This window comes from Streptomyces sp. B3I8, from assembly GCF_030816915.1.
Lineage (GTDB): Bacteria > Actinomycetota > Actinomycetes > Streptomycetales > Streptomycetaceae > Streptomyces.
In genome coordinates this window covers 1770508-1795136 of sequence record NZ_JAUSYN010000002.1, presented here as the reverse complement: position 1 = coordinate 1795136, position 24629 = coordinate 1770508, and the positions used below count along the sequence as shown (strand labels likewise).

Sequence of the window (24629 nt, the reverse complement as noted above, 5' to 3'; positions counted from 1 at the left end):
GGGAAAGCCGAAAAGCCGGCGGTGGAATTTCCACCGCCGGCTTTCCCGTGGGGGGATCTGTGGGGAATCCGTACGGGTCAGCGGATCACGTGCACTTCCGCCCGGAGTTGATGCAGTTCACCACCTTGTTCATCAGGTTCTGGTCCATGACGCTGATGAAGTCGTCGTGGTCGTTGATCGGCTTGTGCAACTGCTCCGGGAATCCGTCGACGGCGTAGGCGTTCTTCACCTGTCCGTTCTCGATGGTCGGGGTCGGGACCTCGTAGACCAGGCGCATGGTGAGCTGCGGGATCGCCTTGAAGCCGTTCGCGCAGTTGCCGTTCGCGTCGGCGAACGCGACGTGCGCACGGTGGTTGGCGCTGTCGGTGTTCTGGCCGTCCCAGCAGCTCTGGAAGGAGAACGAGCGGACCACGTCACTGCCCTTGGGGCAGATCGGGTACTTGTCCGTGAGCTGGACCTTGTTCTCGAAGCCGGTGCAGCTGAAGTGCGCGTTGGCGTTGGCGGGGCCGTTGGTGAAGGCCTTCGCGTCACCGGTGATGATGCGCAGGAACTTCGGCATCCCGACGACCTTGGAGGTCGCGCTGCCGACGTACTTGATCTCGGCCTGCTTGGCGGTGAGGATCTTGCCGACGTTGCCCTCCTTGCCGCCGCCGTCGTTGTCCTGGTCGAACTCCTGCGTGCCGTCCTGCACACGCATCACCGGCCAGTAGTACGACGACTTGTCGCCCTGCTCGTCGCAGGAGGTGTCGGCCGCCGCGAACGTGTCGTTGTTCGAGAAGGCGTTGACGTCCTGGTTGCCGACGTAGTCGTGGGTGTGGTGCGCGCCGTTGGTCACGCCGGGGGCCACGATCACGTTGTCGGTGTTGTAGTTCTTGTTCTCGTTCACCCCGCAGTCGACGGTGAACGTGCCGGTCGAGGCGGCCCGGGTGCCGTTCCGGCCGCCCCTGCCGAACCGTCCGCCCTTGCGGGTCGTGGCCTTCTTCGCGACGTTGGGCTTGACCTTGGTGATGTCGACGAAGTCCGCGGCCACCGGGCCGTTGTCGTCCTGACCGCCGTTGCCGGCCTGCTGGCCGCCGCCGTTCTGGTCCTGACCGTTGCCGGTCTGGCCACCACCGTTCTGTTCCTGGCCACCGTTCTGGCCCTGACCACCGTTCTGGCCGGTGCCGCCCGCGTCGGTCTGGCCGGTGGCGGGCGTGCCGGTGCAGGGGGCCAGGTTGTCCAGCCCGTCGGGCGCGGCGGCACCGACCCGCTTGAAGTCGATCTTGATGCGGCCGATCCCCGCGGACCGCTTCTCCTTCAGCGGGCCGAGGATCGCGTTCTGCACGAAGTTGGCGTCGTTCGTCTGCGCCCGGCGCGTCGACGCCAGTCGTGCGTAAGCCTCGGTGATCTGCTTGTCGAGGTTCGCCAGCTCCTTGTCGACGTTGGCCTTCGCCCCGCCCGGCACACTGGTCAGCTTCTGGCCGACGTCCGGGCAGGAGATCGTGGCCACCTGTGCTCCGGCGGCCTTGGTCCGGTTCTGGCCCGAGTTCTCCTCGTGCGCAGAAGCATAGAAGTTCGCCCAGATCAGCCCGCCCCCACCGAGCGCTAGGGCCGCCGATGCGGCTATGGCCTTGGTGGCCAGCGACGAGCGGCGTTTTCTTGTGTTGCGTCCCATGGAACTCCTCTGACTTCCTTGGCGGGGCGGAGGCGCCCGACAGGAGTGAAGCGGCGTCATTCCATACGCGAGGGGCTCGTGGGGCGTTCAGAGCTGCCGGAAAAAACTTGGCGCACATTGTTGAACGGCGTTCGGCGCGACGGCAGTCGGGGAACGGTGGGAATTCCGTCGTACCTGGTCACCGGTCAGTTTCCGCCGGTGCCGGGGGAGCGGCCAGTACCCTCGCCTCCACCGCCGGATCCAGGCCCACTTCCGGCCGGTCGGCCCGCCGGGGTGCGTGGCCGTCCATGGTGCGCAGCCACGCCCAGGTGTCGGCGACGGTCTCGTCGGCCGGCCGGTGCCGCAGTCCCTCCCGGGTCGCGCGGGAGACGTCCATGCCGTACACCCCGCTCTCCAGTTCGCTGCCCCGGGGCACCCACATCGGGAGCTGCGTCCAGGGCTCGATCCCGGCCGCCAGGACGGTCTCGGGCTCGGTCCAGCGCAGCCGCGCCGCGCCGCCGGTCACCCGGACGCAGGCGTCCAGCACCTCGCCCATGGTGGCCCGGTCGGGGGTCCCCGCGACGTTGTACGGTCCGCTCGACCCCCGTTCGACGGCCGACAGCACCCACGCGGCGAGGTCCCGCGCGTCCACGTACGGCACCGCCAACTCCCGTGGCCCCGGGGCCAGTATGTCGCCGCCCCGGGCGATGCGGTGCAGCCACCACGGCAGCCGTCCGATGTTCTCGTACGGGCCGAGGATCAGCCCGGCCCGTACCAGCAGCGACGCCTCCGCGCCGAAGGACTCGACCGCCGCCAGCTCGCCGCCCCGCTTGTCCCGGGCGTAGTCGGTCTGCCCGGCGCCGGGGTCGGCGCCCGTCACCGTCGGCGCCTCCTCGGTGAAGCCGGCGGGGCGCGGCCAGTCGTAGACCGAGACGCTCGACACGTACGCGTAGTGGCCGGCCCGCCCGGCCAGCAGCCCGGCCGACTCCCGTACGGCGCGCGGCGCGGCCGACCAGGTGTCGACGACCGCGTCCCAGGTGCCGTCGGCCAGCGCGGCGAGCCCGTCGGGCGCGGTGCGGTCGCCGAGCAGCGAACGGGCGCCGCGCGGCGCCTCGTTGCGGCCCCGGTGGAAGACGGTCACCTCCCAGCCCCGGCGCACGGCGTCCTCCACCAGGGTCCGACCCACGAAATCCGTTCCACCCAGCATCAGCAGTCTCATACCGACGACTGTGCCCGACGGGGACCGGGGGCGGAACGCCGCTCTGCTGACAGAGAAGCGGGCGGGGCGCGGGGCGTTCGGGGTGCCTGGGGCGGAAGGTGCCCGGGGCGGCCGGGGCGCGCGGGTCAGGCGTCGGTCGGCGGGGTGTACTTGTACCCCACCCGCCTCACCGTCTGGATCACCGCACGGTGCTCGGCGCCCAGCTTGCGCCGCAGCCGGGCGATGTGGACGTCGACGGTACGACCGTCGCCCACATGCCCGTAGCCCCACACGGTGGTGACGAGCCGGTCCCGCGTGTGCACCCGGTGCGGATGCGCGACGAGGTGCGCCAGCAGCTCGAACTCCAGGTACGTCAGGTCCAATTGGCGCCCGTCCACCTCGGCGGTGCGGCGCACCGGGTCGATGCGGATCAGCGGGTCCCCGGACTGCGCGCCCTTCCGCGGGGTGTCGACGGCGGCCTCGACGGGCTCCGGTCCCTCCGGCTCGACGGGCACCGCGGCGGACGCGAACGGCGGCTGCTGCCCGGCCGGCACGAGGACCAGATAGCCGACCATCGGGGGCCGGCCCGGCAGCGTCGGAAGAGCGTGCGGGGGAGCGGGCAGCCAGGTGGCGCCGGGCGGCAGGAGGTCGGCGATCTCGACCACCTCGTCCCGGTCGACGGCGCGCAACCGGTGCCGCGAGCTGTGCGGGGCGCGGCCGGAGGGGCCGGGGGCGGTGGATGCCGTGGAACCGGTGGAGGCGGTGGGGAGGTAGCGGGGGGTCGCCATGAGACGTCAGCTCTTTCGCGCGAGGGGTTCGACGACGGAAGGCTCGACGGCCGCGGGACGTGGGCGGGTGGCCCGGTTACCGGGGGCGTCGAGGAAGTGCGTCTTGTCGCGCCGGCCGGAGACCGGGGTACGGCTTCAGAGGGCCGGCGCGTTCGTCGCGCGGCAACACACCCGGTCGAAGTCGTGGTGCTGACGGGAAGGCCAGAACGGCTCCAGGTCGTGGCGACCCGTCGCGATGCGCTGCTGAATGCCGGCCATGCTCACATTGAAGCAGACCCCCGCCGCCGAAGGGAGCCTCCTCTCACAGCGTGGACGCCCGGTTTCCGGCAGGCGCGCGGAAGGGGGCGCCCGCCGTGACGGCGGACGCCCCCTTCGCGGTGACGGCGGCGGTGGGCCGGTCGGACCTGGCCGGCCTATCCCACCTTCTCGATGAGCGCGTGCCGGATGAGGAACTTGCCGGGCTCCCGCACCTGTTCGAAGGCCGCGTCGTTCAGCAGGGCGCAGCTCCCGGAGACGGAGGTGACCTCCACGGTGGTGGACTTGTCGTTGTCCAGGTTGGTCACCTTCAGCTTCGTACCGGCCGGGAACTGGTTGCTGGACGCGGCGGGGGCGCCGTCCTCACCGGAGAGGGTGACGGTCGAGCCCTTGCAGACCTGCTCACCGGAGGCGGCCGCGTCGCCGGAGCCGGCGCCCGCGGCTGTGCCGCCGCCCTTCGCCGGGGGCCGGGTCTGCGCGGGGGGCTCGGCGGCGGTGGTCGGGGAGCCCTGAGCCGACTCCCCGACCTCACAGCCGGACGCCTCCTGCTTGCGCCGGATCTCGGCGACAACCGCCTCGCGGTTCGCGATCCGCGCCTCCGACAGGGCGTCGGGTGCGGCCCGTTGGCCCTCGATGAACTTCTGGTTGTTGCCCAGCGCGGTGGCGAGCCCCTGGCAGACGGTCGAGGTCGACGCGTTCCGCACGGACGCCGCGTTCGACGTGGCGGCGAGGGCGAAGGCCCCGCCGCCGGCCAGCATCGCGGCACCGGCCAGCAGCGCGACCTTCTTCTTCGTGCCGAGCTTTCTCCTGCGCGACATGCGCGCCTCCTGGGAGGTAGGGGAGCGTACGCCGCTATGTACGAGATCCCGAACAGAAGCTACTCATCGGTCCGGCGAGCCGTGCGAGTGACCTGCGCCACACGCACTCCGGGACTCAGCGGGAGAGCGAGTCGCGTACGGCGTCCTCGGTGCGGGCCACCACGGCGGTGCCGTCCTCGGCGGTGATGATCGGCCGCTGGATCAGCCTCGGGTGCTCCGCGAGCGCCCGCACCCACCGGTCCCGGGACTCCGCGTCCCGCGGCCACTCCTCGACGCCGAGCTCCCTGGCCTCGGCCTCGCCGGTGCGCGTGATGTCCCACGGTTCGAGCCCGAGGCGCCCGAGCACCTCGCGGATCTCGTCCTCGCCCGGCACGTCCTCGAGGTAGCGGCGGACGGTGTAGTCGGCGCCCTCGGCGTCGAGCAGGGTGAGTGCGCTGCGGCACTTGGAACAGGCGGGGTTGATCCAGATCTCCATACGGGACACGGTAGCGGCGGTCCCTCACGCCCCGCAGACCCCACGCTCACCGGCGGTCCCGCGGCACCCCCCGTATCTCCCAACTCCCGTGCTGACCTGGCCTTTTGACGCCCTTTCGGCCTCTCGATTGTCAGTGCCGAGCAGTAGAATAGAAGCAGTGTTCGAGGCCGTCGCCGGAGGTTCCGGACGGTGTCCCGACCGCGACAGGAGGATGCCCGTGCCCGCTGCCACCCTCACGTCCAAGCCGCTGCCCACCCAGTCGACCGCCGCCCGGCAGATCCCGCTGGACCTGCCGTACGCCCCCGTGGCCAAGCGCCCGCTCCCGGCGGGCCGGCCCCGCGAGTGGTACGTCACCCACAACCGCCGGCTGAAGGCGATGCGCCTGGCGATCGCGCTGCTCGACTCCGGGGTCTACCTGCCGAACCAGGCCCGCGACGAGGTCATCCACCGGACGGCGGACCTGATCGGCGTCCACCCGCCGTCGGACCGCACCTGCCACATGGTCCGCGCGCTACTGCGGTACACGCGCTGAACCACGAATGCGCGGGCTCCCCGCGCCCCTGACCAGGGGCGCGGGGAAGCGCGCGATCTTCTCGGAGTCCGGGGGCGACGGGAAGGGCAAGGGCGGTGGGGCGAGCCCCCGTCACAACCCCGGCGCACCCCACAGCGGGAACCACCGACCCAGATCCGCCTCCATCCGCAGCTCCCCCGCCAACACCCCCCGCATCCGCAGCTCCAACGCCGTGTCCCGCCGCTCACCCCCCACCGGCGCGAACGGATAGAACGTCCCCCGCTTGAACAGGTACACCAACCCCAGCCGCTGCCCCGGCACCCCCGTCTCCACCCCCGCCGCCTCGAACCCCACCACCGAGCACAGCAACTGCGGCCCGAACCCGTTGACCTCCATCGCGCTGTTCACCGCGTGCAGGTCGTTCACCAGCGAGGTCAGCTCACCGGGCCCCCGCCGCGACACGAGCCACGAGTACCCGTACTCGTCCCGCCGCAGTTCGACCCCCACCCCCATCCGCTCCGTGTCCGCGTCGAGGAGCGCCCGTACCTCCCGGTGCGTCTGGTCGAACGCCGCCCCCTCGACCGTCGCGAAACACACGGCCCCCGCCCCCGTAGGGGTGAACCCGGCGCCCGCCTCCAGCGTCACCGCCGCCGACGGCAGCCCGAAGAGCTGATCGAGGTCGGGCGCGACCGGCTTCGTCCGCCCGAGCAGGATGTCGAGAAACCCCACGTCGCCTCAGCCCGCTCTCCCGGCCCCGCCGATTCCGCCGGCCCCGCCGTTCCCGCGGGTCTCACCGACCCCACGCGTCTCGCCGGTCCCACAAACACCGGCCTCGCCCAGCTCGGTCGAGATCCGGCCCAGCTGCTCCAGCCGCTGCTCCAGACTCGGATGGGTGGAGAACATCCGGGCCAGTCCCGCGCCCTTGCCGAACGCGGGCGTGAAGTAGAACGCGTTGAACGCCTGCGCCGTCCGCAGGTCCTGGCTGGGGATGCGCGCGATGTCGCCGTCGACCTTGGTCAGCGCGGCGGCCAGCGCCGAGGGCCGCCCGGTGAGCAGCGCGGCCGCCCGGTCCGCGGCCAGCTCCCGGTACCGGGACAGCGCGCGGATGAGGACGAAACTGAGCGCGTACACCACCGCCGAGACGCCCATCACGATGCCGAGCACGGCCAGCGTGTTCTGGTCCCGCCGGCCCCGCCCGCCGAACAGCTGCGAGTAGAACGCGAACCGTACGACGAGCCCGGCGAGCACGCCGAGGAACGAGGCGACGGTGATCACGGCGACGTCCTTGTGCGCCACGTGCGACAGCTCGTGAGCGAGGACGCCCTCCAGCTCCGCCGGCTCCAGCCGGCGCAGCAGCCCGGTGGTCACGCACACCACCGCGTGGTCGGCGTTCCGCCCGGTCGCGAACGCGTTCGGCATGTCCAGGTCGGACACGGCGACGAGCGGCTTCGGCATGTCGGCGACGGCGCACAGCCGGTCCACGACCCCGTGCAGCTCCGGATACTCCTCGCGCTCCACGAGCCGCCCGTGCATCGCGTACAGCGCGATCCGGTCGGAGAACCAGTACTGCGCCCCGAGCACCGCCGCCGCGATCACCACGACCAGCACCCACGACTTCAGCAGGACGACCAGCGCGGCCACGAAACCCACGTACAACAGCCCGAGCAGGAACATCGTGACCGTCATCCGCACGGTCAGCCGCCGATCACTGTGGAACCGGCTCCGCATTCCGCATCACCTCGCGGTACCTCGCCTCAAGGCACTTCTCAAGGCACTCGTCCCGGTCTCCATTGTGCGCCCGCTCCTGCCCGCGCGGCCCATGCGCGGCCCCCGAACACCCCCAGGGACGGCAAAGGCGGGCAGACGGCGGGGTGACGGCGGGGCGATACGGCGACGGGGCCGCCGTCCACGAGGGACGACGGCCCCGGAGGCCGCTGGACGGGTGCGCGCGCACCCGCCCGGGGGTGCTCACACGTCGAAGTACAGCTCGAACTCGTGCGGGTGCGGGCGGAGCTGCAGCGGGGCGATCTCGTTGGTGCGCTTGAAGTCGATCCACGTCTCGATCAGGTCGGACGTGAAGACGTCGCCCTGGAGGAGGAACTCGTGGTCGGCCTCGAGGCGGTCGAGGACGGCGCCGAGGGAGGTCGGGACCTGGGCGACGCCCGCGTGCTCCTCGGGGGCCAGCTCGTAGAGGTCCTTGTCGATCGGCTCGGCCGGCTCGATCTTGTTCTTGATGCCGTCCAGGCCCGCGAGCAGCAGCGCCGAGAAGGCGAGGTAGGGGTTGCCGGAGGAGTCCGGGGCGCGGAACTCGACGCGCTTGGCCTTGGCGTTCGAACCCGTGATCGGGATACGCATGGCCGCGGAACGGTTGCGCTGCGAGTACACGAGGTTGACCGGGGCCTCGAAGCCCGGCACCAGACGGTGGTACGAGTTCACCGTCGGGTTGGTGAAGGCCAGCAGCGACGGGGCGTGCTTGAGGATGCCGCCGATGTAGTAGCGGGCGGTGTCCGACAGGCCCGCGTAACCGGCCTCGTCGTAGAACAGCGGGTCGCCGCCCGCCCAGAGCGAGGAGTGGATGTGCATGCCCGAACCGTTGTCGCCGAAGATCGGCTTGGGCATGAAGGTCGCGGTCTTGCCGTTGCGCCAGGCGACGTTCTTCACGATGTACTTGAAGAGCTGGAGGTCGTCCGCGGCGGCGAGCAGCGTGTTGAACTTGTAGTTGATCTCGGCCTGGCCGGCGGTGCCCACCTCGTGGTGCTGGCGCTCGACCTTCAGGCCGGACCGCTCCAGCTCCAGGGAGATCTCGGCGCGCAGGTCGGCGAAGTGGTCGACCGGCGGGACCGGGAAGTAGCCGCCCTTGTAGCGCACCTTGTAGCCGCGGTTGTCCTCGACCGAGCCGGTGTTCCAGGCGCCGGCCTCGGAGTCGATGTGGTAGAACGACTCGTTCTCGGCGGTCCGGAAGCGGACGCTGTCGAACACGTAGAACTCGGCCTCCGGGCCGAAGTACGCGGTGTCGGCGATGCCGGTGGAGGCGAGGTACGCCTCGGCCTTCTTGGCCACGTTGCGCGGGTCGCGGGAGTACTGCTCGCCCGTGATCGGGTCGTGGATGAAGAAGTTGATGTTGACCGTCTTGTCGCGGCGGAACGGGTCGACGCGCGCGGTGGACAGGTCGGCGCGGAGTGCCATGTCCGACTCGTGGATGGCCTGGAAGCCACGGATCGAGGAGCCGTCGAAGGCGAGCTCCTCGGCCGGGTCGAAGGCCTCGGCCGGGATCGTGAAGTGCTGCATCACACCCGGCAGGTCGCAGAAGCGGACATCGACGAACTTGACGTCCTCGTCCGCGATGAACTTCTTGGCCTCGTCGGCGTTCTGGAACATCCAGCTCCTCCTACTCCCGACCGTTCCTTGCCGGGGTGGTAGTTCGTTCGTGCGGCCGGTGCGGTGGCACAACCGGTCTCGACCCTAGGGAGGGGTGATTTCTCTGGCGTGACCCATTTGTTTCGTCGAGGTTAACCGGCTCGCCCCCCATTGTGACGTGTGTCGGACGTCCGTGTGCGGTGCGACGGGGGCCGTCCGGCCGTCGAGGGGGGCGCAGTACCGTGGACGCGTGGACAACAGGCAAGCAATCGGATCATGGCTGTCCGGTCCCCGTGCCGCCGCCGAAGAGGCCGGGGCGGACTTCGGTTACCGCGGGGAACAGCTCGGGCTGCCGGAGGAGGGGCCGGGGTCCATCGCCCGGCCGGGACGGCGGCTCGGCGCCCTCGTCGTCGACTGGGCGCTGTGTCTGCTGATCGCATACGGCCTCATCACCGACGGCTACGAGCAGGCGACGGGCAACTGGACGCTGCTCGTCTTCCTGCTGCTGGGCGTGCTGACCGTGGGAACCCTCGGGTACACCCCGGGGAAGCGGCTGTTCGGGCTGCGGGTGGTGGCGCTGGCGTCGGGGCGGGTCAGTCCGGGGCGCGGGGCGCTGCGGACGGTGCTGCTGTGCCTGGCGATCCCGGCGCTGGTCTGGGACCGCGACGGCCGCGGCCTGCACGACCGCCTGGCCGGCACGGTCGAGGTCCGCGGCCGGGGCGTGTTCCGGAAGTAGCGTCGTCCGCCCGGAGGGCGGGTCCGGCGGCCGGGTCGGCGCCGCGGACGGACACGCCCGGCCACGGGGCCGGTCCGTCCCGCCGTACCTCACCGAGGCCGGTCCGTACCCCGAGGCCGTTTCGTACTGTCATGACGCGGGGCGCCGGTAGTGGACGCGGATCTCCCGGGTAGAGCGGCGACCTGTCCTCGACGAGGAACTCGTTCGTCCCCGTCCTGCCGAGCCTGCCCGGGTTCTCCTTGAGACCGGGGCTCACCACGCGGGTGCGGCCGGCCTTCAGGGTCTTGTGGCCCTCGCCCCGCCTGCTGCGGAGACCGAGGCGCGCGAAGTCGGGCGAAGTCGGGCGAACCGACGAGACCGCGCATCAGCAGGAGCTGCCGGTTGGCCTCGGCCTTCGGCGCGGTGACGGGGGCGAGTTCCCGGGAGAGCCGGGCGGTACTCCGCGACGGCGTTCCACACGCGGTGACCGCGGGGCAGGACGGCCGTGTGGAAGCCTTGCCCGCCGCCGGTCCACGCGAGGTCGTTTCAGTAGTCCGGGATCTTCCTGCCGAGCGCCGCGTCGAGGTCCGGCGGCAGCCCGACCTGCTGTTGCTGCGGCGGGTCCGGGGTGAGGGTGTTGCCCGGTGCGGGCGGGACGTGCCCTGTGGTCTCGGCGGTGCGCAGCAGGTCGGCGGCGGGTCAGCCGGGCAGTGTCAGGTCGGGGCTCTCCCCGCGGGCCATCCGGCGGCCGTTCTCGGCCGCCTGCACCTCGAAGGGGTCGTGCGGGCTGGAGACCTTCGTCCCGGACCCGTCGTCGGTGCCGGCCACCTCACCCATGGCCTGCTGCCAGATGTGACCCCCCTCGTGGTACAGGGTCTCGTCGTCGAGGTCCGACCGGCCGCTGACGATGTGCGAGCCGGTGGTGTACACCACGGCGCCGTGGTCGGTCGCCGAGCGCTGCGCGACGGGACCGTCGTGGAGACGGACGTGGTCGAACCTCATCGGGTACTCCTGCTCCATGCGCGCGACGATGCGCGCGGGCAGCGGCCGGCCGGCGGTGGCGATCGCCTCGCCCGGCGACACCCGGCGCTGCACGGGCGCCTCCTCGTGGTCGCATCCGGCACCGTGCTCGTGGGAGTCGGTGTCCGCGTGGCGCTGTGCGGCGGCGTCGGCGTGCCGCTGTACGGAGGCATCCGCGTGGCCGCATCCGGGGCCGTGCCGGTGGCGGGCCTCGGCGAGCGTACGCGACACCGCCGCGTTCCCGGCCTGTCGCTGGAGCGCGAGGACGTCGTTCGCCCATCCGGGGAGCCGGGGCGGCCGGGGGCGGTGGCCCGCCGGTTCGCTCCCGCGGCTCCGCTCCTTGCCGCTGTCGTGTGTGTGCATGACCGTCCCCGCCTCGACCGTGGTCACTCGTCGACAGCAGATTCTCCTGCGGCACACCGGGGCCGGGCAGGGCCACAGGGGCACCTTCGAGGGCACCTCGGAGCGGACCGGGGGCGGATCAGCGGCGGATCGCGGGTCTACGAGGCGGGGAGGGCGGGCGCACGACGGACGAGGGCCCCCTAGCGATCCGTGGATCGCTAGGGGGCCCTCGTCCACGACCGTGTCCGTGCGGGGACATCGGTCACCGCATGCGGCCGCCCCGCGGCATGCGCATGCCCTTCGGCATCGGGCCCTTCGGCAACGGCATGTTGCTCATCAGGTCGCCCAGCGCGCGCAGCCGGTCGTTGGTCGCCGTCACCTGGGGGCCGGTCAGGACCCGCGGGTACTTCAGCATCGTCGTCCGCAGCTTCTTCAGGTCGACCTGGCCCTCGCCCGTTCCGACGACCACATCGTGCACCGGCACGTCCGCGACGATGCGGGCCATCCGCTTCTTCTCGGCCGCCAGCAGGGTCTTCAACCGGTTCGGGTTGCCCTCCGCGACCAGCACGATGCCGGCCTTGCCGACCGCCCGGTGCACCACGTCCTGGTTGCGGTTCATCGCCACCGCCGGTGTCGTCGTCCAGCCGCGCCCGATGTTGTCGAGCACGGCCGCCGCCGCACCCGGCTGGCCCTCCATCTGCCCGAACGCCGCGCGCTCGGCCCGGCGGCCGAAGACGATCGCCATCGCCAGCAGGGCGATCAGCAGACCGAAGATGCCGACGTAGATGGGGTGACCGATCAGGAAGCCGATCGCGAGGAAGACACCAAGGGTGACGATTCCGACAGCCGCGAGTACAAGACCGATCATCGAATCGGCCTTGCGGGTCATCTTGTAGGTCAGGGCGATCTGTTTCAGTCGCCCGGGGTTCGCAGTCTCCGCCGCGGATTCCTTCCTCGCCATGGCACGAAGTCTACGTGTCCCCGGAGGAGCCGACGACGGCAGTGTCCGGAGCGGTGCGGGAGGGCGACACCGTACGCCGAATCGTTACGCCGTCACGGTCGTCCGTCGTGGTCACCCGTCGACGCGGAGCCCGGTCAGGACGGGGGCGGCGGTGGCGTCGAGGACGCGCTCGGCCTCGACGCGGTCCTTGGCCCGGCGGCGGTCCTCCAGGACCGAGTTCCAGGCGTTGCGGCGGGCCGTGCGCTGGCCGCCGCTCAGCAGCAGGGACTCGACGGCACGGAGTGCATCGGTGAACGTGGGAAGGGCGGTGGCGCGGACGGGTGCGGCCTGCATGACGGAGGTTCCCCCTCGGGAAAACGGCGGCGGCCAGGGCTGGGTGCCACTAGTGGTGAACCCAGGGTCACGCTTCGGTGTTACCAGGGCGTGACCGGCCGGTCAAACGGACATGAAGCCTGGACACGGCGCCGGGAACGGCCGTCGCGGCCCCGGCGGAGCCGCTAGCTGCGGGGACGCGGGGACCGCGCGGACCCCGGTCGCTACTGGCGGGTAGCGCCCTGTGCGCGGATTCACACGGCTTCATGCGCCGGGAGCCCGGCACACACCAGAGCGGCGGCACTGGGTGCCAGTGCCGCCGCTCGGGTGTGTGCAGGGCCGGGGATGCCGGTCGGTGGGCCGGCTGAACGTACCGGCCGGCCGAACGTACCGGCCGGGTGCACCCGGCCGGGTGTGCCGGCCGGTCAGACCGCCTGCGAGGCGACGTAGGCGCCGCGCTTCTCGACGGCCATGCGGTACAGCCGGCCGGCGCGGTACGAGGACCGGACCAGCGGGCCGGACATCACACCGGAGAAGCCGATGCTCTCGGCCTCCTCCTTCAGCTCCACGAACTCCTGCGGCTTGACCCAGCGCTCCACCGGGTGGTGGCGGACGCTCGGCCGCAGGTACTGCGTGATGGTGATCAGCTCGCAGCCGGCGTCGTGCAGCTGCCGCAGCGCGTCGACGACCTCCTCGCGGGTCTCGCCCATGCCGAGGATGAGATTCGACTTGGTCACCAGGCCGTAGTCGCGGGCCGCGGTGATGACCTGCAGGGAACGGTCGTAACGGAAGCCGGGGCGGATCCGCTTGAAGATCCGGGGGACCGTCTCGACGTTGTGGGCGAAGACCTCGGGGCGGGAGGAGAAGACCTCCTCCAGCTGCTCGGGGACCGCGTTGAAATCGGGGGCGAGCAGCTCGACCTTGGTGCGGCCCTCGGCCCGGTCGGCGGTCTGCGCGTGGATCTGGCGGACCGTTTCCGCGTAGAGCCAGGCACCGCCGTCCTCCAGGTCGTCGCGCGCGACGCCGGTGATGGTGGCGTAGTTCAGGTCCATGGTGACCACGGACTCGCCGACGCGGCGGGGCTCGTCACGGTCGAGCGCCTCGGGCCTGCCGGTGTCGATCTGGCAGAAGTCGCAGCGCCGGGTGCACTGGTCGCCACCGATGAGGAAGGTGGCCTCGCGGTCCTCCCAGCATTCGTAGATGTTCGGACAACCGGCCTCCTGGCAGACCGTGTGCAGCCCCTCGCTCTTCACGAGGCTCTGCATCTTGGTGTACTCGGGGCCCATTTTCGCCCGGGTCTTGATCCACTCGGGCTTGCGCTCGATGGGGGTCTGGCTGTTGCGGACCTCCAGGCGCAGCATCTTGCGTCCGTCGGGTGCGATTGCGGACACATCGGCTCCCTGTAGCTTCGATTCTTCGGCGATCCCCAGCGTACGCCCGAACGAGTGCAGGCCCCGAACCGGTTCGGGGAGGGCGCTTCGAGGGCGCGGGGACCGCCCTCGCGGGCCGGAGGACCGGCCCCGCCCGGCGTGCGGCACTATGCCGACGCCCGCTCCACCACCCTGGGCCTCAGGTCGGCGTTCTCCAGTACCTCCCGCAGGTGCCGCTCCACCACCGGCAGCACCTCCGCGATGGTCACGTCCTGTCCCAGCTCGCTCGCCAGGGAGGCGACGCCCGCGTCGCGGATGCCGCACGGGATGATCCGGTCGAACCAGGTCGCGTCGGGGTTCACGTTGAGCGCGAAACCGTGCATGGTGACTCCCTTGGCGACCCGGATGCCGATGGCCGCGACCTTGCGGTCCTCCCGCCGCTGGCCCGCGTTCGACGGCGCGTACTCGGGGCCGTTCAGCCGCGGATCGAACTCCTCGTCCGTCAGCCGCGGGTCGAAGTCCAGGGACAGCCCGCCGAGCGCGGGCCGCTGCTCGACGGGATCGCCCAGCACCCACACCCCGCTGCGTCCCTCCACCCGCGTCGTCTCCAGGCCGAACTCCGCGCAGGTACGGATCAGTGCCTCCTCCAGACGCCGCACGTGTGCCACGACGTCGACCGGGCGCGGCAGCTTCTGGATCGGATAGCCGACGAGCTGGCCGGGGCCGTGCCAGGTGATCTTGCCGCCGCGGTCCACGTCGATGACCGGCGTGCCGTCGAGCGGACGCTCGCTGTCCTCCGTGCGCCGCCCGGCGGTGTAGACGGGCGGGTGTTCCAGGAGCAGCACGGTGTCCGGAACCTCGTCGGCGAACCGCGCCGCGTGCACCCGGCGTTGCTCGTCCCACGCCTCCTGGTACTCCACGGCATCCGGGCCGAACCCCATATGGACGAACCGCACCTCACCCACGGCGAGTGCCTCCCTCAGCGAGCTGTCGGGCGCGTGCGCCGCGCCCGAACCACTGTACGTCCGTGCGGGAGGAACCCTCGGGCGGGGCCGAACGGGGGTGCGGGGAGGGAGTGCGGGGAGGGGTGCGCGAGGAGGCGTGCGTGAGGTGGGCAGGGCGTGCGGGCGGACGCTCACCCGGCCGTCCGCTCCCGCTTCGTCAGCCGGTCGGGCGCATCCTCACACGATCGGATGAATGGACGCCGAAGGGTGCGATCGGCCGCTCACTCTCCGCTACATTCGCGCCGACGGCAGCAGACGCAACAGACGAGTGAGCACCAAGAACGGCTGCTCAGAGGCGATCCGGGCAGCGCGTACGGTTCCCGCGGACAGTCCCCGCGGACGACGTGCGGTTCCGGACGGCACCGGAAGGCAGGAGACCGCACCGCAGATGACGGAACGACCCGCGCAGCGCACCCCCAACCGCCAGCTCGCCGCACTCATCGCAGAAGCGGGGTTCTCCAACGCAGGTCTGGCCCGTCGTGTGGACCAGCTCGGCCTCGAACACGGACTCGACCTCAGATACGACAAGACCTCGGTCACCCGGTGGCTGCGCGGCCAGCAGCCCCGCGGCACCACGCCCGCGCTGATCGCCGAGGTCTTCACCCGGCGGCTGGGCCGCAGGCTCAGCGCCCAGGACCTCGGCCTCGACGCGTGCGCCCCCGTCTACGCGGGGCTGGAGTTCGCCTCGACACCTGAGGAGGCCGTCGACATCGTCGGCGGACTGTGGCGCAAGGACTCCGGCAGCCACGCCGAACTCCGCAAGATCGCCTTCACCCCGGCCGGTCTCGTCGTCCCCAGCCGCGACTGGCTGATCGGGCGCGCCGACGACCGGGTCGCGCACGGCGAGCCCGGCCCCGTACGGCTGCCCGCGCAGGGCCGCCCGACGGTCCCGCGCCAGCGCGGACACTCCGAGCGGGGCCCCGGCCAGCGGGTCACCGGCGGCGACATCGCCGCGCTGCGCTCGGTCGGCGAGCTGTTCCGCACCCTCGACCATGCCTACGGCGGCGGCCACGCCCGCCAGGCCCTCGTCCGCTACCTGGAGCACGAGGTCGAGCCCATGCTGCGCGGCATCTACGGCGAGCAGGCCGGGCGCCGCCTGTTCGGCGCCGCCGCGGACCTCACCCGGCTGGCCGGCTGGACCTCGTACGACATCGGGGCGCACGGGCTCGCCCAGCGCTACTTCGTCCAGGCGCTGCGGCTGGCGCAGGCGGCCGGTGACCGGGTGTACGGGGCGTACGTCCTGGTGACGATGAGCAGGCAGGCCATCTACCTGGGGCACGGCAGGGAGGCCGTGCAACTCGCCCGCGTCGCCCAGCAGGGTGCTGTCAACGCCGCGCCGCCCGCCGTACAGGCGCTGCTGCACGCGGTCGAGGCACGCGGGCACGGGGTGCTGGGGGAGGTGCGGGCGTGCACGGCCTCGCTGGTACGGGCCGAGCGGGCCCTGGAGGCGAGCCGGCCGGGGGACGAACTCCCGCCCTGGGCCCGCTTCTTCGACGAGGCCCAGCTCGCCGACGAGTTCGGCCACTGCCACCGGGACCTCCAGCAGTACCGGGCGGCGGTGCAGCACGCGGAGCGGTCGCTGCAACTGCGGCCGGTGGCGTTCGCGCGCAGCAGGCTGTTCTGCCGCGTCGTGCTCGCGTCGGCGCGGCTGGGCCTCGGTGAGCTGGACCAGGCCTGCCAGTTGGGTGCGGAGGCGGCCGCGCAGGCGGCGGAGATGCGGTCGGTGCGGGCGGTGGAGTACGTGCGGGACTTCGAGCGACGGCTCGAGCCGTACCGGGATGCGGGGCCCGTGCGGGGCTATCGCGACCGGGTGGGGGTCCTGCTGTAGCCCCTGGCCGGCCCGCAGCGCCCCCTTCGGGGCGGGGGTTCGGGAGTGAGGGCGACCGCGCCGCCGTCGTGGCTGGTCGCGCAGTTCCCCGCACCCCTGAGGACGGGGCGTATCGATGCGCGGTTCCGGCCGCGCCCTTGTAAGGGGCGAGGGGAACTGCGCGAGAAGTCACCACCGACCCGCACTCCCTGCCCGACCCCACCCGTTCGAGCCCTCCGGGGCCGGGGCCGGGGCCGGGGCCGAAGGGGCGGAGCCCCTTGTAGGGACAGGGGTGGGGTGGGAAGGGCAGGGGCGGGGGCGAGGGAAAAGCCCCCGCCGCCCACGGGTCACGCCGCCGTTTCCAGGGAGCGGCCCGCCGGCCGCGAGGCCGACGCACCCGCATCCGCCAGCACCGCCCGCGCCACCCTCCGCGCCGAGAGCAGTTCCCCCTGAAGCCCGCTCACCCCGCGGTGGTCACCGCACACATACAGCCCCGACAACACCCGCACCGGCCGCCGGACATCGTGCGGCACCCCCATCCCCGGCACCGCCTCCGCGTCATGGTGCACCGCCAGCAACTCCCACCGGCTCGTCGACGCCCGGTACAGCCGGGAGAGATGCGCCCGCACCTGCGCGTCCAGCCCGGCGACCCCGCCCGGACCGGCCGGCCCCTCCGGTCGCCCCAGCACCACCGAGGTCACCAACGCCCGCCCCGCCGGCGCCCGTCCGGGGTCCACCTGGCTGAGCACCGCCGTGTGCGCCACCGGCCCGCCCCGGTCGGCGTCGAGGAGCAGCACCGGTTCGGTGAGCGGCGGCTCGTCGGTGGTGTGGTGCAGCACCGTCGCCGCGTGATGGGCCGGCACCCGCAGCCCGGGCAGCAGCGCGGCGGCGGACCGCGCCCCGGTCGCCAGCACGACCGCCCGGCAGCCGATCTCGCCCGCCTCCCGCGTGCTCACCGAGGTCGTGGACACGGCCGTCACCCGTACTCCGGTGCGCACCGAACCCGGCGGCAGCCCGGCCGCGAGCAGTTCCGGCAGGGCGTCCGCGCCGCCCTCCGGCAGACACAGCCGCCCCGTCGCGAACGCGTGCAGGGCGAGGTCGGCGCAGCGGCTGGAGGACGTCAGCGCCGGATCGCCGAGCAGCGCCGCCAGCAGCGGCCGCAGGAAGCCCTCGACCACGCCGGACGGCAGCCCGTACCCCGACAGGACCTGCGCGGCGGGCCGTTGCGGCCGGGACAGCAGCCGTTCGGGCGGGGTCGCGGCCAGCCGGGCCAGCACCGTGGCCAGCCGTGCCTGCTCCGCGGCTCCGCCCAGCGGTCCGGGCGCGGTTTGGTGCGGGCGGCCGCGGTGGGGCGGTTGCGGACGCGCGGACCTGGGGGCGCTTGCGAGGGCGCGTACGGCCGTGAGTGCGCCCCGCGTGCCCCGTACCGCGCTCACGGCGGCGCCCCGGCGTGCTCCCCGCCGGGCGGGCGCGGGCAGGAACGACTCCCCGGCCCGGTGGTGACGGCCCTCGCTGTGCAGCAGCACCCCGGGGGAGAAGGTGCGCAGCGACAGCGTTTCCAGACCCGGGGCGCGGGCCAGTTCCGGATACGAGGTACACAGGAGCCGGCCCGTACGGTCGAGGCGGAAGCCGTCGACCTTCTCGCTGGTCATTCGGCCGCCCACGGTGCCGGCCGCCTCCAGGACGAGGACGCTCAGCCCCGCCCCGGTCAGATGGCGGGCCGCCGCGAGCCCGGCGACCCCGGCTCCCACGACGACGACGTCCACGGTGTCCGTGATGTCCGCGACACCTGCGATGCCGCCGGCGTCCGCGGTGTTCGGGACATCTGGAACACCTGAAACGCCCGAAAAGTTCGGAATGTTGCGAGTGTGCGGGGGATTCGCTGTGCCGACGATGTGCGCATCCGCCTGGTGCACCGGCTCAAGCACGTGCCCTCCTCGAGGTCGCGCGGCTGCTGGGGACGTGATGCCCCAACAGGCTCCCGCAATACGCGAGTTCGGCTTGAGGGTAGGCGGCGCCAAGAAGCACGTCAGGGGGCACGGAGGTCTCGTACGGGGGCACGGGGGCGCTTCCCGGCCGAGCCGGACGCCCCCTCGGCGCGCCCCCCGCCGCCCCGGCTCAGCCGGCCGGGCGCAGCGCCGCCCGCAGGGTGTCCTCGATGCCGGGGAACGCGAAGCGGAAGCCCGACTCCAGCAGCTTCGCCGGCAGCACCCGCTGGCTGGTCAGGATGTCGCCCGCCAGGCCGCCGAGCGCCACCCGCAGCAGCGCCCCCGGTGTCGGCACCAACGTCGGCCGGCGCAGCACCCGCCCCATCGCCCGGGTGATCTCCGCGTTGGTCAGCGGGGACGGCGCGGTGAGGTTGACCGGCCCGGACAGCGACCCGGTGTCCAGCGCGTACCGCAGCGCGGCCACCTCGTCGTGCAGGGAGATGTAGCTCCAGTACTGCCGCCCGCTCCCCATCCGCCCGCCGAGCCCCGCCCGGAACAACGGGAACAGCCGCGCCCACGCCCCGCCCTCGCGCGCCACCACCAGCCCGGTGCGGGCCAGGACCGTACGGATGCCGGCCTCCCGCGCCGGGCCCGTCGCCGCCTCCCACTCCACGCACACCGACGGCAGGAAGCCCTCCCCGGGTGGCGCCGACTCGTCCACCGCGCGGTCGCCCGTCTCGCCGTAGAAGCCCATCGCGCTGCCGTTGACGAACACCCGCGGCGGCTCGTCCAGCGCGGCCAGGGCCCGCGCGAGCGTGGCCGTGCCCAGCACCCTGCTGTCCCGGATCAGCCGCTTGTAGCTCTCCGTCCAGCGCCGTGCGCCCACCCCGGCCCCCGCGAGGTTCACCACGGCCGCGCAGCCGGCGAGGCCCGCCGCGTCGACGCGTCCTTCCGCGGGGTCCCAGCGCACCTCGCCCGGGCCGCGCGGCGGGCGCCGCACCAGGCGCACGACCGTGTGGCCGTCCCGCTCCAGCGAGCGGGCCAGCGCCGAACCGATCAGCCCGGAGGCACCGGCGAGCGCCACCCGGGAACCGGCGGGGAGCGCGGATGCGGCGGGCGGCGGGGGAGGGGGCGCGTCGGCTGTCATACGTCCATCCTGCCTCGCATCCGCGCCCGCGCCCGTGCGGACCGCCGACCGCGCCCCCGACCGGCCGTCGTAGCCCTGTCGTACCCCCGTCGTACAGTGATCGGCATGTCAGACCCGCACCCGCCGCGCATACGCCGGGCCACCGCCGACGACGAGGACGCGCTCGGACGGCTCGACCGCGCCACGTGGTCCACGCTGCACGCCGTCCAGCCCCCGCCGCGGCCGCCGTACGAGCCCTTTTTCACCGAGCGGTTCGGGCCCCGCGACCACCTCGTGGCCGAGTCCGGCGGACGCGTGGTGGGCTACCTGCGCATCGGCTTCCCGACCTCGCTCGCCGCCAACGCGCACGTGCGCCAGATCCTGGGGTTCGTCGTCGCCGAGGAGGCGCGCGGTGCCGGTGTCGGACGGGCGCTGCTGCGGGCCGCGGGGGAGGAGGCCCGACGGCAGGGCGCCCGCCGCCTCACCCTGCGCGTCCTCGGGCACAACACCCCCGCCCGGCGGCTGTACGAGTCGGAGGGGTTCGTGGTCGAGGGCGTGCTCCCGCAGGAGTTCCTGCTCGACGGCGCGTACGTGGACGACGTCCTCATGGGACGCACGCTGTAGCGGCCGCGTGCGGACGAGTACGGACAAGTGCGGACGCGCACGGCTGGGTGCCCGGCCGCACTCGCCCGGCGGCTACTCCGCCGGATCGCCCGTGTCCACCGGCGCCCTGCGGTCCGCCGCGTCGCGGGCGTCCTTCGCGACCTCCTTCGCGGTGAGCACGTACCCGGTGCGCGCGTCCGAGGTGGAGCGGGCGAACACCACCCCGTACACCCGGCCGTCGGTGCTCAGCAGCGGGCCGCCCGAGTTGCCGGGCAGCACCGTGGAGCGCACGGAGTAGATCTGCCGGGTGACCGTGCCGGTGTTGTAGATGTTCCGGCCCGTCGCCTCGATCGTGCTCGCGACCGTGGCCGCCCGCAGGGTCAGGGCGCCGTCCTGCGGATAACCGGCCACCACCGCCGGGTCGCCGCGCCCCGCCGTGTCGTCGAAGCGGAGCGCCGGGGCGGTCAGCTTCGGCACGTACAGCACCGCCACGTCCCGGTCCGGGTCGAACAGCACCACCCGGGCCGGGTACATCGTGCCGACCCCGCCCACGAGGACCGAGGGGTCGTCGATGCCGGCCACCACATGGGCGTTGGTCATCACGTGCCGGGGCGCGTAGACGAAACCGCTGCCCTCGCGGCCCTGGTCGCCCGCGATGCCCTCGACCTTCACCGTGCTCAGCTTCGCCGCGTCGGCCGCGCGCGGCGTCACGTTGTCCCCGGAGGGCTCGGCGACGCCCGCCGTCGGCTCGTTCTCGAACGGGTTGAACACCTGCGGGAAGCCCGCCTCGGTGAGCGCCGTCGTGGCCCGGGAGAACCACGACGGGGTCGTCTCCGGCATGACGTCCTGCACCGCGCCCAGCAGCGCCGAGTCACGGATCGAGGAGGAGACCACCGTGGACGAGGACCCGCCGACCACGCTCGCCGCCACCCACGCCACCAGCAGTACGGCCACCGCGTTGGACGCCGCTCCGCCCACCCCGTCCGCCACCCGCAGCGGACCCCGGTCCAGCTCGCCGCGCAGCCGCAGGGCCAGCCGGCCCGCCAGCTCGTGCCCCACCGCGGCCGGCGCCAACAGCGTCAGCACCGCCGTCAACGTGGCCGTGACGGTGCCCCGGGTGACCAGCTCCATGATCCACGGCAGTACCCACACGCCGAGCACGGCACCGGCCACGAAGCCCGCCAGCGAGACGCAACCGGCGACCAGCCCGCGCCGGTATCCGGACGCCGCGTAGACCACGATCACCAGCGACAGCAGTACGTCGAGCAGGTCCACAGGGCCGCCTTCCTCTCGGGCCGCCGCTCGGCACGTGCAGGGCGCACCGGCCCGTCCTGTTGATCAGGCCCCGGAGCCTTCCGTACGGCATCGGTACCCGCACCCGTCGAGAACGCTCCGGGACGGGGTGATGGTTCCGCCGGGTGGCGCGGCACACATCTGGCAGCGCACGCGTCGCGGAGGCGGCACGGGCGGGTGAGGGTGAGGACCATGCGTGTGGTCCGAAGAACGCGCGGGCGCCTGCGGGCGAGGATGCGCGGCAGGCACAGACAACATCACACCGGCCAGGCCGTGTCCGGTCCCCACGACGCCGGGTACGACGCCGGACTCGGCGCCGGGAACGACGCGTACGGCGCCGGGAACGACGCGTACGGCGCCGGGCACGACATCGGGTACGGCATCGGGCAGGGCGGCTCTCACGACGCCGGGCTCGGTGCCGGGCCCGGCGACCGGTACGAGCCGCATCGTTCGTACGGGCGTCCGTACCGCCGGACGCACCAGCGCCGTGCCGTGCGCCGGGGCGGGTCCGGGCACCGCCGTACCCGGCGCCTCCTGGTCCTGCTCCTGGGCTGCCTGCCCGGTGCCGCCGTCGCGCTGGTGCTGGCGTTCTGCGCGGTCGGCGCGGCCCCCACAGGGGCCCGGTCCGCGCACCCCGCCGCCCCCACCCGGCACCCGGCCACCGCCCTCGCGCACACCGCCGTCCGCCCGGCCATCGTGCCGCGCTCGCGCTGGGCGGGCGAGGGCTTCCCCGCGCAGCCGCCCCCGCGCTACGACGACCGGGTCGTGGCCATCTTCGTCCACCACACCGACTCGCCCAACGGTTACGACTGCGCCGACGCGCCCCGCATCATCCGCGCCCTCTACCAGGGCCAGACCGATGCCCGGCAGTGGGACGACATCGGCTACAACTTCCTCGTCGACCGCTGCGGCACCATCTACGAGGGCCGGGCCGGCGGGGTCGACCGCCCCGTCACCGGCGCCCACACCCAGGGTTTCAACCACCGCACCACCGGCATCGCCGCGATCGGCACGTTCACCGCGGGCACCCCCGTGCCGCGGGAGATGACCGACGCCATCGCGGCGCTCGCCGCCTGGAAGCTCGGCCTCTCCGACATAGACCCGCGCTCCCGGGTCGCCCTCGTCTCCAGCAACGGCGGCAGCCGGTACGCCGCCGGGGCCACCGCGCTGCTCCCGGCGGTGGCCGGACACGACGCGGGCTACCAGACGAGCTGTCCGGGCGCCGCGCTGTCGGCCGAACTGCCCGGGATACGGGCACGGGCGGCACTGCTCCAGGGCCGCACCTGAGCCACACCGGCGCCCGTGGCGCCCCGGGACCTCCGCGTTGCGCGCGCCCGCCCGGGTCAGTCGCCGAAACGTGCCCAGAGGCTGGGATAGCGTCGGGCCAGGGCGTCCTCGTCCTCGAGGTCCTGGGGCGTGCCCTCGGGCTCGTCGGGCGCGGGCGGCAGCCCGAGGTCCGGCGCGACGGTGCCGGTGAGCTGCTCGTACGCCTCGTCGGCCGCGTAGCCGAGTTCCTCCCCGTCACCGTCGACCCGTTCGTCGAAGTCGTCGAGGAGTTCGGCGAGGGAGTCCGGGTCGTGCAGGGCGCCCTCGAAGACCTCGCGGCCCTGGCCGATCAGCCAGCAGCGGAAGTAGTCGAACGCGTCGTCGCTCGCCCCGCCGAGCAGCAGCCAGGCCGCGCCCCACACATCCCAGCGGTACGCACGGTTGTAGCGGGCCTCGAAATGGCGGGCGAAGTCCAGCACCGCCTCCGGGTCGAGCCGCACGAGCCGCTCCACCAGCAGGTCCGCGTGTTCCTCCGGATCGCCCCCGGCGGCCTCGCGGGTGGCGTCCACCAGCTCCCAGAACTCCGTCTCGTCCATCACGCCCACCAGGATCGGCCCTCGACGGGCGCGGCGCACGTCGGTCGTCAGGCGTAGAGCGCGGCGAGCCGGCGGGCGTCGGCGGCCAGACGGCGGCGCAGGGAGGCGGGGGCCAGCACCTCCGCCTCCGGGCCCAGCGCGGTGAGCTGGGCATGGGCGACCTCCTCCGACTCCACCGGCAGGGTCACGGTGACCCGGCCCTCCCGGTCCGCGTCGGCCGGGTCCGCCAGCGCGCGGCGGGCGGACGCGGGATCCACCACGCCGGGCAGCCGGCGCGCCCCCTCCGGGGAGAGCCGCACCACGACCTCGGTCCGCAGGAGCGACCGCGCGAACCGCTCCGCGTGCTCCGCCCAGAACCGGGGCAGATCGAAATCCTCGTCACGCACGAACCGCTCCCCGCCGCCCCCGTCGCCGCCATCGGTCCTCTCGGCTCCGGCCGTCTCGACCGCCGTGAACCGGTCGAGGCGGTACACCCGCAACGCCCCGCCGTGCGGGGCGGCGACCCGGGCGCACAGGTACCAGACGCCCGCCTTGAGGACGAGGCCGTACGGCTCCAGCTCCCGTCCGACCTCGTCGTCCCGGCCCCTGCGGTAGCGGACGGCGATCCGGCGGTCGTCCCAGACGGCCTCGGCGACCGCGGGGAGCAGCCCGGGCGTGTTCGGCTCGCGGAACCAGGCGGGGGCGTCGAGGTGGAAGCGCTGGGCCGCCGTGCGGGGAGCGTCCCTGAGGGAGGGCATGAGGGCGGCGGACGCCTTCAGTCGGGCGGCGGAGGCGGCGTCGGCGAGACCCATGTCGCGCAGGGCGCCGGGGAGTCCGGAGAGGAACAGGGCCTCGGCCTCGGTGCGGGCGAGACCGGTGAGGCTGGTGCGGTAACCGGCCACGAGGCGGTAGCCGCCGGTGCGGCCGCGGTCCGCGTACACGGGGATGCCGGCCTCGGAGAGCGCCTGGGCGTCGCGGGCGACGGTGCGTTCCGACACCTCCAGCTCGCGTGCGAGTTCGGTGGCGGTCATGACGGGGCGGCCCTGCAGAAGCAGCACCATTCTGATGAGCCTGGCGGCACGCATGGGGACATGATGGCGCGGGGTGGTGGGGCGGGCGGGTTTTTCCTCGCCCCCGCCGCCCTGACCCTCCCCGGAGCTCTCAACTCCGTTCGAGCAGGGGGACCCCCACCGTCCCATCGGGCGCGGTTCCCCGCGCCCCTTGTGGGGGCACGGCCCCGCGTCCCCATGACGGGGGCGCGGGGCCGTGCGT

23 protein-coding genes and 1 pseudogene are annotated in these 24629 nt (G+C 73.1%); 5 read left to right on the top strand and 19 right to left on the bottom strand.

Annotated features, from left to right (window positions below):
- Positions 1–85 precede the first annotated feature (85 nt).
- The 6 genes from QFZ64_RS10240 to QFZ64_RS10215 form a co-directional block, all read right to left on the bottom strand.
- Positions 86–1654: a DUF1996 domain-containing protein gene (locus QFZ64_RS10240; RefSeq protein WP_307064567.1), complete on the bottom strand. Its 1569-nt coding sequence runs from the start codon at positions 1652–1654 to the stop codon at positions 86–88.
- A 178-nt stretch (positions 1655–1832) separates the two neighbouring features.
- Complete coding sequence (locus tag QFZ64_RS10235) at positions 1833–2852, bottom strand: NAD-dependent epimerase/dehydratase family protein (protein WP_307064566.1); 1020 nt, start codon at positions 2850–2852, stop codon at positions 1833–1835.
- Positions 2853–2977: 125 nt separating this feature from the next.
- Positions 2978–3619 carry a winged helix-turn-helix domain-containing protein gene (locus QFZ64_RS10230; protein ID WP_307064565.1) on the bottom strand — a complete coding sequence of 214 codons (642 nt, stop codon included), beginning with the start codon at positions 3617–3619 and terminating at the stop codon, positions 2978–2980.
- 135 nt (positions 3620–3754) lie between these two features.
- Positions 3755–3877 (bottom strand): hypothetical protein, encoded by a 123-nt coding sequence (locus QFZ64_RS10225; protein WP_307064564.1) that lies wholly within the window; start codon positions 3875–3877, stop codon positions 3755–3757.
- A 155-nt stretch (positions 3878–4032) separates the two neighbouring features.
- Positions 4033–4692: a hypothetical protein gene (locus QFZ64_RS10220; RefSeq protein ID WP_307064563.1), complete on the bottom strand. Its 660-nt coding sequence runs from the start codon at positions 4690–4692 to the stop codon at positions 4033–4035.
- Between the two features lie 115 nt (positions 4693–4807).
- Positions 4808–5167 (bottom strand): ArsC/Spx/MgsR family protein, encoded by a 360-nt coding sequence (locus QFZ64_RS10215; protein WP_307064562.1) that lies wholly within the window; start codon positions 5165–5167, stop codon positions 4808–4810.
- 217 nt (positions 5168–5384) lie between these two features.
- Between QFZ64_RS10215 and QFZ64_RS10210 the strand changes: the two genes are divergently transcribed.
- Positions 5385–5699, top strand: coding sequence for a hypothetical protein (locus QFZ64_RS10210; RefSeq protein ID WP_307064561.1), 315 nt, complete (start codon positions 5385–5387; stop codon positions 5697–5699).
- Between the two features lie 111 nt (positions 5700–5810).
- Here QFZ64_RS10210 and QFZ64_RS10205 read toward each other — a convergent pair whose 3' ends face one another.
- From QFZ64_RS10205 to glnA, 3 genes and pseudogenes are all read right to left on the bottom strand, one after another.
- Positions 5811–6407 (bottom strand): hypothetical protein, encoded by a 597-nt coding sequence (locus QFZ64_RS10205; RefSeq protein ID WP_307064560.1) that lies wholly within the window; start codon positions 6405–6407, stop codon positions 5811–5813.
- 81 nt (positions 6408–6488) lie between these two features.
- Positions 6489–7406, bottom strand: a pseudogene (gene htpX, locus QFZ64_RS10200) (zinc metalloprotease HtpX); the annotation flags it as partial.
- Between the two features lie 240 nt (positions 7407–7646).
- On the bottom strand, positions 7647–9056 hold the full coding sequence (gene glnA, locus QFZ64_RS10195; RefSeq protein WP_307064559.1) for a type I glutamate--ammonia ligase: 1410 nt from the start codon (positions 9054–9056) through the stop codon (positions 7647–7649).
- Positions 9057–9285: 229 nt separating this feature from the next.
- Between glnA and QFZ64_RS10190 the strand changes: the two genes are divergently transcribed.
- Positions 9286–9771: an RDD family protein gene (locus QFZ64_RS10190; protein ID WP_307064558.1), complete on the top strand. Its 486-nt coding sequence runs from the start codon at positions 9286–9288 to the stop codon at positions 9769–9771.
- A gap of 678 nt (positions 9772–10449) precedes the next feature.
- Here QFZ64_RS10190 and QFZ64_RS10185 read toward each other — a convergent pair.
- The 5 genes from QFZ64_RS10185 to lipB all read right to left on the bottom strand — a co-directional run bounded on the left by QFZ64_RS10185 (position 10450) and on the right by lipB (position 14720).
- A complete protein-coding gene (locus QFZ64_RS10185) occupies positions 10450–11133 on the bottom strand; it encodes a DUF4157 domain-containing protein (RefSeq protein WP_307064557.1) in 684 nt (227 codons plus the stop codon).
- A 241-nt stretch (positions 11134–11374) separates the two neighbouring features.
- Positions 11375–12073: a DUF4191 domain-containing protein gene (locus QFZ64_RS10180; protein ID WP_307064556.1), complete on the bottom strand. Its 699-nt coding sequence runs from the start codon at positions 12071–12073 to the stop codon at positions 11375–11377.
- Between the two features lie 111 nt (positions 12074–12184).
- A complete protein-coding gene (locus QFZ64_RS10175) occupies positions 12185–12406 on the bottom strand; it encodes a hypothetical protein (RefSeq protein ID WP_307064555.1) in 222 nt (73 codons plus the stop codon).
- Positions 12407–12810: 404 nt separating this feature from the next.
- Complete coding sequence (gene lipA / locus QFZ64_RS10170) at positions 12811–13776, bottom strand: lipoyl synthase (RefSeq protein ID WP_307064554.1); 966 nt, start codon at positions 13774–13776, stop codon at positions 12811–12813.
- Between the two features lie 146 nt (positions 13777–13922).
- Positions 13923–14720, bottom strand: coding sequence for a lipoyl(octanoyl) transferase LipB (lipB, locus tag QFZ64_RS10165; protein ID WP_307064553.1), 798 nt, complete (start codon positions 14718–14720; stop codon positions 13923–13925).
- 427 nt (positions 14721–15147) lie between these two features.
- Here lipB and QFZ64_RS10160 point away from each other — a divergent pair, with 427 nt between their 5' ends.
- The gene (locus tag QFZ64_RS10160; RefSeq protein WP_307064552.1) at positions 15148–16587 is read left to right on the top strand and encodes a regulator; all 1440 of its coding nucleotides are present in this window, start codon (positions 15148–15150) and stop codon (positions 16585–16587) included.
- Between the two features lie 326 nt (positions 16588–16913).
- Here the strand turns inward: QFZ64_RS10160 and QFZ64_RS10155 are convergent, their stop codons facing one another.
- Positions 16914–18494, bottom strand: a complete 1581-nt coding sequence (locus QFZ64_RS10155) for an NAD(P)/FAD-dependent oxidoreductase (RefSeq protein WP_373430579.1) — start codon at positions 18492–18494, stop codon at positions 16914–16916.
- 190 nt (positions 18495–18684) lie between these two features.
- Positions 18685–19641, bottom strand: coding sequence for a TIGR01777 family oxidoreductase (locus QFZ64_RS10150; RefSeq protein WP_307064550.1), 957 nt, complete (start codon positions 19639–19641; stop codon positions 18685–18687).
- A 105-nt stretch (positions 19642–19746) separates the two neighbouring features.
- Here QFZ64_RS10150 and QFZ64_RS10145 point away from each other — a divergent pair, with 105 nt between their 5' ends.
- Positions 19747–20244, top strand: a complete 498-nt coding sequence (locus QFZ64_RS10145; RefSeq protein ID WP_307064549.1) for a GNAT family N-acetyltransferase — start codon at positions 19747–19749, stop codon at positions 20242–20244.
- Between the two features lie 72 nt (positions 20245–20316).
- On the opposite strand, the gene QFZ64_RS10140 is transcribed toward QFZ64_RS10145, so the two are convergent.
- Positions 20317–21498 carry a MarP family serine protease gene (locus QFZ64_RS10140; RefSeq protein WP_307064548.1) on the bottom strand — a complete coding sequence of 394 codons (1182 nt, stop codon included), beginning with the start codon at positions 21496–21498 and terminating at the stop codon, positions 20317–20319.
- Between the two features lie 552 nt (positions 21499–22050).
- On the opposite strand from QFZ64_RS10140, the gene QFZ64_RS10135 reads away from it, so the two are divergent.
- Positions 22051–22803, top strand: a complete 753-nt coding sequence (locus QFZ64_RS10135; RefSeq protein WP_307071639.1) for a peptidoglycan recognition protein — start codon at positions 22051–22053, stop codon at positions 22801–22803.
- Positions 22804–22859: 56 nt separating this feature from the next.
- Here QFZ64_RS10135 and QFZ64_RS10130 read toward each other — a convergent pair whose 3' ends face one another.
- The gene (locus QFZ64_RS10130) at positions 22860–23378 is read right to left on the bottom strand and encodes a DUF4240 domain-containing protein (RefSeq protein WP_307071638.1); all 519 of its coding nucleotides are present in this window, start codon (positions 23376–23378) and stop codon (positions 22860–22862) included.
- 47 nt (positions 23379–23425) lie between these two features.
- The gene (locus QFZ64_RS10125) at positions 23426–24442 is read right to left on the bottom strand and encodes a YafY family protein (RefSeq protein ID WP_307064547.1); all 1017 of its coding nucleotides are present in this window, start codon (positions 24440–24442) and stop codon (positions 23426–23428) included.
- Positions 24443–24629 lie beyond the last annotated feature (187 nt).

Excerpts from the sequence above, each read along its gene's own strand:
- QFZ64_RS10150 (WP_307064550.1), bottom strand. The coding sequence starts at position 19,641 with ATGACAGCCGACGCGCCCCCTCCCCCGCCGCCCGCCGCATCCGCGCTC.
- QFZ64_RS10215 (WP_307064562.1), bottom strand. The coding sequence starts at position 5,167 with ATGGAGATCTGGATCAACCCCGCCTGTTCCAAGTGCCGCAGCGCACTC.
- QFZ64_RS10130 (WP_307071638.1), bottom strand. The coding sequence starts at position 23,378 with ATGGACGAGACGGAGTTCTGGGAGCTGGTGGACGCCACCCGCGAGGCC.
- QFZ64_RS10180 (WP_307064556.1), bottom strand. The coding sequence starts at position 12,073 with ATGGCGAGGAAGGAATCCGCGGCGGAGACTGCGAACCCCGGGCGACTG.
- QFZ64_RS10225 (WP_307064564.1), bottom strand. The coding sequence starts at position 3,877 with ATGGCCGGCATTCAGCAGCGCATCGCGACGGGTCGCCACGACCTGGAG.
- QFZ64_RS10185 (WP_307064557.1), bottom strand. The coding sequence starts at position 11,133 with ATGCACACACACGACAGCGGCAAGGAGCGGAGCCGCGGGAGCGAACCG.
- QFZ64_RS10125 (WP_307064547.1), bottom strand. The coding sequence starts at position 24,442 with ATGCGTGCCGCCAGGCTCATCAGAATGGTGCTGCTTCTGCAGGGCCGC.
- QFZ64_RS10145 (WP_307064549.1), top strand. The coding sequence starts at position 19,747 with ATGTCAGACCCGCACCCGCCGCGCATACGCCGGGCCACCGCCGACGAC.
- QFZ64_RS10220 (WP_307064563.1), bottom strand. The coding sequence starts at position 4,692 with ATGTCGCGCAGGAGAAAGCTCGGCACGAAGAAGAAGGTCGCGCTGCTG.
- glnA (WP_307064559.1), bottom strand. The coding sequence starts at position 9,056 with ATGTTCCAGAACGCCGACGAGGCCAAGAAGTTCATCGCGGACGAGGAC.
- QFZ64_RS10175 (WP_307064555.1), bottom strand. The coding sequence starts at position 12,406 with ATGCAGGCCGCACCCGTCCGCGCCACCGCCCTTCCCACGTTCACCGAT.
- QFZ64_RS10230 (WP_307064565.1), bottom strand. The coding sequence starts at position 3,619 with ATGGCGACCCCCCGCTACCTCCCCACCGCCTCCACCGGTTCCACGGCA.
- QFZ64_RS10240 (WP_307064567.1), bottom strand. The coding sequence starts at position 1,654 with ATGGGACGCAACACAAGAAAACGCCGCTCGTCGCTGGCCACCAAGGCC.
- QFZ64_RS10160 (WP_307064552.1), top strand. The coding sequence starts at position 15,148 with ATGACGGAACGACCCGCGCAGCGCACCCCCAACCGCCAGCTCGCCGCA.
- QFZ64_RS10235 (WP_307064566.1), bottom strand. The coding sequence starts at position 2,852 with ATGAGACTGCTGATGCTGGGTGGAACGGATTTCGTGGGTCGGACCCTG.